The organism is Bordetella sp. (assembly GCF_057362025.1).
The window spans coordinates 58023-66656 of the sequence record NZ_JBMQQZ010000039.1 but is presented as its reverse complement, the minus strand read 5'-3'; the positions used below and the strand labels follow the sequence as shown (position 1 = coordinate 66656).

At 65.2% G+C, this 8634-nt stretch carries 8 protein-coding genes; 6 read left to right on the top strand and 2 right to left on the bottom strand.

Going from position 1 to position 8634, the window contains the following annotated elements; all coding sequences use genetic code 11:
• Positions 1-2: 2 nt before the first annotated feature.
• The gene (locus tag ACO1P8_RS09010) at positions 3-935 is read right to left on the bottom strand and encodes an NUDIX hydrolase (protein WP_486295543.1); all 933 of its coding nucleotides are present in this window, start codon (positions 933-935) and stop codon (positions 3-5) included.
• Between the two features lie 292 nt (positions 936-1227).
• Here ACO1P8_RS09010 and ACO1P8_RS09005 point away from each other — a divergent pair, with 292 nt between their 5' ends.
• Positions 1228-2253: an aldo/keto reductase gene (locus ACO1P8_RS09005; RefSeq protein ID WP_094843785.1), complete on the top strand. Its 1026-nt coding sequence runs from the start codon at positions 1228-1230 to the stop codon at positions 2251-2253.
• A 52-nt stretch (positions 2254-2305) separates the two neighbouring features.
• Here the strand turns inward: ACO1P8_RS09005 and ACO1P8_RS09000 are convergent, their stop codons facing one another.
• Positions 2306-3037, bottom strand: coding sequence for a TetR/AcrR family transcriptional regulator (locus ACO1P8_RS09000; RefSeq protein ID WP_486295542.1), 732 nt, complete (start codon positions 3035-3037; stop codon positions 2306-2308).
• Between the two features lie 311 nt (positions 3038-3348).
• On the opposite strand from ACO1P8_RS09000, the gene ACO1P8_RS08995 reads away from it, so the two are divergent.
• From ACO1P8_RS08995 to ACO1P8_RS08975, 5 genes are all read left to right on the top strand, one after another.
• Entirely contained in the window at positions 3349-3582 is a 234-nt protein-coding gene (locus ACO1P8_RS08995; RefSeq protein ID WP_486295541.1) for a hypothetical protein, read from the top strand.
• Positions 3579-5042, top strand: a complete 1464-nt coding sequence (locus tag ACO1P8_RS08990; RefSeq protein ID WP_486295540.1) for an amidase — start codon at positions 3579-3581, stop codon at positions 5040-5042. The genes ACO1P8_RS08995 and ACO1P8_RS08990 overlap by 4 nt, the downstream gene beginning before the upstream one ends.
• Positions 5043-5124: 82 nt before the next feature.
• A complete protein-coding gene (locus ACO1P8_RS08985; protein ID WP_486295539.1) occupies positions 5125-6729 on the top strand; it encodes an ABC transporter substrate-binding protein in 1605 nt (534 codons plus the stop codon).
• A 28-nt stretch (positions 6730-6757) separates the two neighbouring features.
• On the top strand, positions 6758-7681 hold the full coding sequence (locus tag ACO1P8_RS08980; RefSeq protein ID WP_486295538.1) for an ABC transporter permease: 924 nt from the start codon (positions 6758-6760) through the stop codon (positions 7679-7681).
• 52 nt (positions 7682-7733) lie between these two features.
• Positions 7734-8603: an ABC transporter permease gene (locus tag ACO1P8_RS08975; protein ID WP_486295548.1), complete on the top strand. Its 870-nt coding sequence runs from the start codon at positions 7734-7736 to the stop codon at positions 8601-8603.
• Positions 8604-8634 lie beyond the last annotated feature (31 nt).

The window sequence follows — 8634 nt, the reverse complement described above, 5'->3', positions numbered from 1 at the left end:
GCTCACACCAGATGCGGTTCCCGCGCAAGGGGCAGCTTGCTGCCTGAAATCGCGCGCTCCAGCATTACGTCGCGGCGAAAGCGGAACAGTTTGGCGGGTCGCCCGGCGGTACCGCTGGTCATGCCCCCGGTCTCTTCGACCAGCTCCTGCTGCTCGATCAGGCGGCGGAAATTCTGCTTATGCAATCCCCGCCCGGCCAGCGCCTCGACCGTCTGCTGCAATTGCAGCAGGGTGAATTCCTCGGGCATCAATTCGAATACCACGGGCCGGTACTTGATCTTGGCCCGCAGGCGCGCGATGCCCGTGGCCAGGATGCGCCGATGATCGTGAATCATCGGCGTGCCGGGCAATGCCGGGCGGACCGGACGCCGTCCGGCCTCCGGCACCAGGCCGGCCTCGTACAACAGCTCGTAGCGCTGCAGCACCATGTCCTCGTTCCAGGCCGCCCCATCCAATCCGAAGGTAATGGCAGCGCGGTCATAGCGGCGGCCACGCTGGGCCGCCGGTCCGCCGGTAGCCCAGGCGCGCAGGCGGGGCTCGATCACCGCCGCGACGAAAGGCGCGGCGCCCTCGCGCCGGTCCTCCCATGGGAAATAGCGGTACCAGCTTTGCCAGCCCACCCCGTCCGCGCCGGTATGGGCCTGCTCCCGCGTCAGCCCCAGGTAGCTGATCGAAATGATGCGCGTATCGGCATGATCGGCACGATCGCTATCCGCGAACGTATATAGCTGTTCGACATAGCCCAAGGGATGATGCGTGCGTGCCTCTACCCAGGCGCGCAGGCCGGCCTGCAAGGACCGATGGGTCGACTGGAACGGGCCGGCCGGCAGCGCGCGGGCATCTTCCGTCGTCAGTACGCGCGGCTGGCCATCGGTGACCGCCACCAGGACGGCAACCAGTTCGGCGGAGACACGGCTTTCGATGGATTCGATCAAAGGGTCGACAGGGAAAGGCAGTCCGGGCGCGCGGGGCGCGGTGGAGATACAACCCTGGACGCATCGCTCCCGGCGGGGCCGCCCGCGCGCGCTTTCCAGGCCACGGCATTATACGGGGCCGTCATGGCGCGAACATGGCGAACGCAGGACCGGCGATTGTTGACCTCGGCGAACAAGTGTTTCATGGCGGACAGGGTTATTCCCCGGGCGCGCCTGCCTGACAATGTCTGTTTGCGACGCGCCGGCCTGCGGCCGGACGCGCGTTTCGTGAACTTTTCCGTAGGGGCTATACATGGAATATCGACATCTGGGTGCATCGGGATTCAAGGTTCCCGTATTGAGCTTCGGCACCGGCACGTTCGGCGGCAAGGGCGAGTTGTTCGAGGCCTGGGGCAAGACCGATGTGGCCGAAGCGCGCCGGCTGATCGACATCTGCCTGGACGAAGGCGTCACGATGTTCGACACCGCCGACATCTATTCGCGCGGCGCCTCCGAATCCATCCTGGGCGAAGCCATCAAGGGCCGGCGCGACAAGGTCATCCTGTCCACCAAGGCAACCTTCCGCTTCGATGACGAGCCGAACAATGTCGGTTCGTCGCGCTTTCACCTGATCCGCGCGGTCGATGACGCGCTCAAGCGCCTGGGCACGGACTATATCGACCTGTTCCAGCTGCACGGCTTCGATGCCCGCACGCCGGTCGAGGAAGTCCTGTCGACCCTCGATACGCTGGTACGCGCGGGCAAGATCCGCTACACCGGCGTATCGAATTTTTCCGGCTGGCACCTGATGAAGTCGCAGGCCGCTGCCGACCGCTACGGCTACCCGCGCTATGTGGCCAACCAGACGTATTACTCGCTGATCGGCCGCGACTACGAATGGGAGCTGATGCCGCTGGGCGTGGACCAGGGCGTGGGCGCGGTGGTGTGGAGCCCGCTGGGTTGGGGCCGGCTGACCGGCAAGATCCGCCGCGGCCAACCCCTGCCCGCGACCAGCCGCCTGCACAAGACCGCGGACTACGGCCCGCCGGTACCGGACGAGTATCTGTACCGCGTGGTGGACGCGCTGGACCAGGTAGCGGCCGAGACCGGCAAGACCATTCCGCAGATCGCGCTGAACTGGCTGCTGCAGCGTCCCACCGTCAGCACCGTGCTGATCGGCGCGCGGGACGAGACCCAGCTGCGGCAGAACCTGGGCGCGGTCGGCTGGAACCTGACTGCCGAACAGGTGGCCAGGCTGGACGAAGCCAGCACCGTGAACCGCGCCTATCCGTACTGGCACCAGGCCGGCTTCGCGGAACGCAACCCCTTCCCGGTCTGAGCGCCGCGCGCGTGCGGCGATACGCGGCATGCCGCCGCGTATCGCCGCGCCGCTAGGCGCCCGAACCGGTCGTCCATACCGCCGGGGCGCCGATGCCCAGCACCGCGATCCCCAACAGTTCCCGCAAGATCAGCTCGTCGTCGTTCAGGTCTATCATGCCGCCCGTGCCCGCCAGGACCTGGAACTTGCGCGATAGCGGGTCGCAATTGGCCAGCAAGTGCATGGCGGAACCGCGCACGAACTCGTAGCGCCAGATGATCTCCGCGCGGCTGTAGCGCGGCAGGGTCTGGGCCAGCGCATCGATGAAGATCTGCGCATAGCCATCCAGGTGCCGCGCCACGAAGAGCGTGTAATCGCTGTCGGGGACGGCGCGCAGATGGTGCTCCATACGCACGAAGAGCCGGCCGCCGTCTTCGCCGCGCTCGCAACCGATCAGCGGCCGCAACAGGCTTTCCAGGATGACCGGAATGGGCAAGGGCCCCTCGCCGAAGCGCAGCCGCGCCTGCTCCAGGCGGATGCGGCGCTCGATGTTGACCGGTTCCATGACCGAAAGCAGCACCGATTTGACCAGGGCGTCCTTCGATCCGTAGTAGTAATGAATGGACGCCACATTGACACCGGACGCGTCGCAGATATCGCGCACCGTCGTGTTGAAGGGCCCTGTGCGGGCGATCAGTTCCTTGGCGACGCGCAACAGGCGATCCGGGACTGGAATCTCCATGGCATCTTCGCCGCGGATCTCCCCGCTGGCTTCCGAGAGGCCCGCGGCGTGGGCGTCCGTCATGTCATCCTCCATCGATCAATCAATTGTTTTAATTTGCTTCAAAACGGGCTTGCGCGAGAACAGCGATTCCCGCATGCAAGTCCATGATATCTCTTCGAGATTCGGGATTCTCGCACGCTTTTTCCTTGCACCGCCAGTTTGTTGCAGCGCACTAGGATTTACCACTACCAGGCGATTTTGGCCTTGACGCCCCTAAGGCCCGTTCCTAGAATCAAACAACTGTTTTATCTGCACGACATGCGCTAAGGTATTGAAAACAAATGGAATGCTGCTCTCCAGGCGGCATATCCATGCACTCAAGGGGCTTTTCCATGTCAGAAACATCGGTGTTATCCGAGGTGCCGCCGCGCCCGGAAGACTTGCAGATCCTGGCAGCCCACGCCGGCCTGCCGCTTTCCCCAACCCTCCTTGCCGAATTGACCGACGCGTGGCGCTATATCGCGCCCATGCTGGGCCGCATCCGGCGCGAGCGCCCTTTCTCGGATGAACCGGCGCATACCTTCGTGCCTATGGTCTTCCAGGCGACCGGCAAGGAGACGACATGAGCGGCGACCCAGCCTTTCTGACCATCGCGGACGCCAGCCGCCTGATCGCCGACAAGGCCCTGTCCCCGGTGGAGCTGACCGAAGCCTGCCTGGAACGCATGGAGGCCGTGGATGCCGTCCTGTGCAGCTACATCACCCCCACGCCCGAACTCGCGCGCACGCAAGCCCGCACCGCCGAAGCGCAGATTATGCGCGACGGCCCGCGCGGTCCGCTGCACGGCATTCCCTATTCCCTGAAGGACATCTACGAAACGGCGGGAATCCGCACCACGGGCCAATCCCGCTCGTTGGCGGACTATGTGCCCGCCCACGATTGCCCCGCCCAACTGGCGCTGAACGCCGCCGGCGGCGTGCTTCTCGGCAAGACCACGACGTGGGAGTTCGCACACGGCGGGCCTTCATGGGATGTCGTGGCGCCGCCCGCGCGCAATCCCTGGAATACCGATCGGCATCCCGCTGGCTCGTCATCCGGATCCGGCGCCGCGATCGCGGCGGGACTGTGCCTGGCCAGCATGGGATCGGACACCGGAGGCTCCATCCGCATGCCCGCCGCCGCCTGCGGCATCGCGGGGATAAAACCTACCTATGGCCGGGTCAGCCGCCGCGGCGTGCTGCCCAACTCGTTCAGTCATGACCACACCGGGCCGATGGCGTGGACTTCCGAAGACCTGGCGATCCTGCTGGCAGCGGTCGCGGGCCATGATCCGCTCGACCCCGGCAGCGCCGATCGGCCCGTGCCCGACTACCGCGCCGCACTGTGCGGCCATGCGAAGGGATTGAAGATAGGCGTGCCCTGGACCTGGATGGAACAGGAGGCGCCGATTTCGGCAGGCTCGCGCCAGGCGCTGGACACCGCGCTGGAGGTCCTGCGCGGCCTCGGCGCCACCGTGCGGCCGATCGCGCTTCCGTCCCTGCTGGCCTACAACGATTGCAAGCGCGTGATCGCGATGTCGGAACTGTTCTCCATCCACCAGCAGACACTGCGCACCCAACCCGACCTGTTCGGGGCCAGCCTGCGCTACCGCATCATTGGCGGCGCCCTCCTGCGCGCCGAGGATTATGTGCAGGCCATGCGCATGCGCGCCGAGCTGGCAACGGCCACCCAGGCGGCCTTTGACGACGTCGACGTGATCGTGACGCATTGCGCGGAACCGGCGGGAAAGCTGGAACCGACATCGCCGCACTGGATGTTCACGCACCCCAACTACACGACGCCCTTCAATACCTCGGGCAACCCTGCCCTGTCGGTATGCAGCGGGTTCGACGCGGATGGCATGCCGTTCTCGCTGCAGATCGCCGGCAGGCTCTTCGACGAAGCCACCGTGCTGCGCGTGGGCGACGCTTATGAAAGGGCAACCGCCTGGCGCGCGCGGCGCCCGGATATCGCAGCGCTGGCCACCGAAGCCGCCGCTTGCCGCGCGGCCGGCACCGGCACGACCGCCGAATTTTCCGCTGCATAGACAGGCTTTCCCGTTTTCGTGATGTATCCGCCATAAGCCGGCGCGCCCATGCGCTACGGCCAATATTTACCGGAGATGCGCCTTGATACTGAAGAAACTCGCGGCCCCGCTTGTGGCGGCCTCTCTCGTCCTGTTCACGGCCCAGCCGGCGCGCGCCGAAATGGTGCTGCGCGTAGCGACCACCATGTCGGACATCCCCTTGACCACCGGCCAGCCCAGCCAGGGTGGCGAAGGCATGCGCTTTATCGGCTTTACGCTTTATGACGCCCTGATCCGCTGGGATCTGTCCAAGGCGGACCAGCCCGCCAAGCTGGTACCCGGACTGGCGACCAGCTGGACCGTCGACGACACCACCCATACGAAGTGGACATTCAAGCTACGGCCCAACGTCAAGTTCCATGACGGCTCCACCTTCGACGCCGAAGCGGTGGTGTGGAACCTGGACAAGCTCCTGAAGCGCGACGCGCCACAGTTCGACCAGGCGCAGGCCACGCAGGCCAGCCAATACGTGTCCAACATTGCCTCGTACCGCGTGATCGATCCCATGACGGTGGAGATCACGACCAAGTCCGCCGACGCGGTGTTCCCGTATCTGATCGCGGACGTGATGATTTCCAGCCCCGCCCGCTACAAGGAGCTGGGCGGCGACTGGACCAAGGTTGCATCGAAGCCGTCCGGCACCGGGCCGTGGATGCTGGACAAGCTGGTGCCGCGCGAACGTGCCGAGCTGATTCGCAACCCCAATTACTGGGACCCGCAGCGCGTGCCGAAGTCCGACCGCATGGTGTTGCTGACCATGCCCGATTCGAATACGCGCGTCGCCGCGCTGCTTTCCCGCCAGGTCGACTGGGTGGAAGCCCCGCCGCCCGACACCATTCCGCGCCTGAAGGAAGCCGGGATGCAGATCGTCACGAACATCTATCCGCACAACTGGCCCTATCAGCTTAGCTACTCCGAGGGTTCGCCGTTCCGCGACATCCGTATCCGCAAGGCGGCCAACCTGGCGATAGACCGCCAGGGCCTGGTGGACTTCCTGGGCGGCACCGCCATTGCGTCGGAGGGCATGGTAGACCCCAAGCATCCCTGGTTCGGGCACCCGCACTTCAAGCTGCGCTACGACCCGGACGAAGCGCGCCGCCTGATGAAAGAAGCCGGCTACAGCCCGCAGCATCCCCTGCACGTGAAATTCGCGATCTCCACGTCGGGGTCGGGACAGATGCAGCCGCTGCCCATGAATGAGTTCGTCCAGGAGAACCTGAAAGCCGTCGGCTTCGACGTCGAATTCGAAGTGATGGAATGGGAAGCCCTGCGGGCGCGGCGCCGCGCAGGATCGGACGCGCCGGAGAACAAGGGCGTCGACGGCATCAACAACAGCTTCGGCTATTGGGATCCCGACATCGGGTTGATCGGTACGTCGTGGTCGAAAATGCGTCCTCCGGCCGGCTACAACTGGGGCGGCTTCAGCGACAAGGAAGCCGACGAACTCGCCGCCAAGGCGAAGGTGGAGTTCGATCCCAAGAAGCAGGACGCCCTGCTGGCCCAGCTGCACACGCGCATCGTCGACCAGGCCATGTGGATATGGGTGGTCCACGACCTGAATCCGCGCGCGCTCGCGCCGAACGTCAAGGGTTTCGTCCAGGCGCAGAGCTGGTTCCAGGACCTGACGCCCGTATACCTGCAGAAGTGACCACACCGCCTACACGGAGGATCGTGCCATGCTGCGTTATCTGTTACGCCGGCTGCTGTACACGCTGCCCATCGCCATCGGCGTTTCGCTCGTCTGCTTCGCGCTGGTGCACCTGGCGCCGGGCGATCCGATCAGCGCCGTCCTGCCCGAAAATGCCTCGCCCGCGGTCATCCAGGAAATTCGCGCGGCGTATGGCTTCGACAAGCCGCTGCCTGTCCAGTACTTCATCTGGCTGGAGCGCGTGGCCACCGGCGATCTGGGCACTTCGATCAAGACGGGACGACCGGTGCTATGGGAAATCGCACCGGCGATACGCAACTCGATGCTGCTCGCCGGCGTGGCCATCGCGCTTGCCTTCGTCGGAGGCTGCACCCTTGGCGCGCTGGCAGGCTATACCCGGCGGCCCACCGTGGACCGCGCCGTGACGGCATTGGCGGTTACCGGTGTTTCGCTGCCGCACTACTGGCTGGGCATGGTTCTGATCGTGCTGTTTTCGGTGCAATTGCGCTGGCTGCCCGCCACCGGCATGGGGCCGCCAGACATCGCCCACCTTATTCTTCCGGCAGTCACGTTGTCCGTCATCCCCATGGGCATCGTCGCCCGCTCCGTGCGCGCCGCGGTCGGCGAAATCCGCAAGCAGGAGTTCGTACAGACGCTGTATGCCAAGGGGCTGAGCGGCAGGCGCGTGCTCGCGCACGTCGCGAAGAATGTGGCGCCCGCCGTGATGGCCGTCATGGGCCTGCAATTCGCGCAAATGCTGGGCGGCTCGATCCTGGTGGAAACCGTCTTTGCGTGGCCCGGTACGGGCTTCCTGCTGAATGCGGCGATCTTTACGCGCGACCTGCCCATCCTGCAGGGCACGATCCTGGTGCTGGCGATGCTGTTCGTCTTCACCAACCTGGTCGTGGACATTCTGCAGATGCTGGTGGACCCCCGCGTCAAGCGCGCTTGAAGGAAACCCCATGAGCGAAAACACCGCGTCCCTATCCGGCATTGCCCGTCCGATGGTTTCGCAGGAAAGCTTCCGCCGGCCCAGCCGCGGCTACTGGCATACGGTAGGGCGGCGGCTGTCGCGCGACCCTGTGGCCATCGGATGCGCCGTGATCCTGCTGGCCATTATTGCGCTGGCGATCGCCGCGCCATGGCTGGGGCTGGACGATCCCTACAAAATGAGCATGATTCGGCGCCTGAAGCCGCCGGGCTACCAGGGCCACCTGCTGGGCACGGACGAACTGGGCCGCGACATGCTATCGCGCCTGATCTACGGCGGCAGGCTTTCGCTGTTCACGGGCTTTGCTCCCGTCGTTCTCGCGACGCTGATCGGCGGGACGCTGGGCATCGCTGCCGGCTTTGCCGGGGGCCGCTGGAACATGGTCATCATGAGACTGATCGATGTGTTCTATGCCTTCCCGTCCGTGCTGTTGGCGGTGGCGATCTCGGGCGCCCTGGGCGCCGGGTTGCTCAACAGCCTCGTGTCGCTCACGCTGGTGTTCATCCCGCCCATCGCCCGCATCGCCGAAAGCGTAACGACCCAGGTGCGCGAGCAGGATTTCGTCGAAGCGGCGCGCGCCACCGGCGCGTCGGCCCTGCGCGTGGTTCGGGGACACGTGCTGTCCAACGTGATCGGCCCCATCCTGGTATACGCATCGAGCCTGATCAGCGTAAGCATCGTGATTGCTTCCGGACTCAGCTTCCTGGGCCTGGGCGTCAACCCGCCGAACGCGGAATGGGGGCTGATGCTGAATACGCTGCGCCAGGCGATCTACGTCACGCCTCTGAACGCCATCCTGCCCGGGATCATGATCTTCGTCACCTCCATGTGTTTCAACCTGATGAGCGATGGCCTGCGCAGCGCCATGGACGTCAAGGCCTGAGAGGAGTCCGCCATGTTCGCACGCTTCAGAA

Bases quoted from the DNA above. Each gene is read 5' to 3' on its own strand.
- ACO1P8_RS08980 (WP_486295538.1), top strand. From the start codon at position 6,758: ATGCTGCGTTATCTGTTACGCCGGCTGCTGTACACGCTGCCCATCGCC.
- ACO1P8_RS08990 (WP_486295540.1), top strand. From the start codon at position 3,579: ATGAGCGGCGACCCAGCCTTTCTGACCATCGCGGACGCCAGCCGCCTG.
- ACO1P8_RS08975 (WP_486295548.1), top strand. From the start codon at position 7,734: ATGGTTTCGCAGGAAAGCTTCCGCCGGCCCAGCCGCGGCTACTGGCAT.
- ACO1P8_RS08995 (WP_486295541.1), top strand. From the start codon at position 3,349: ATGTCAGAAACATCGGTGTTATCCGAGGTGCCGCCGCGCCCGGAAGAC.
- ACO1P8_RS09005 (WP_094843785.1), top strand. From the start codon at position 1,228: ATGGAATATCGACATCTGGGTGCATCGGGATTCAAGGTTCCCGTATTG.
- ACO1P8_RS09000 (WP_486295542.1), bottom strand. From the start codon at position 3,037: ATGACGGACGCCCACGCCGCGGGCCTCTCGGAAGCCAGCGGGGAGATC.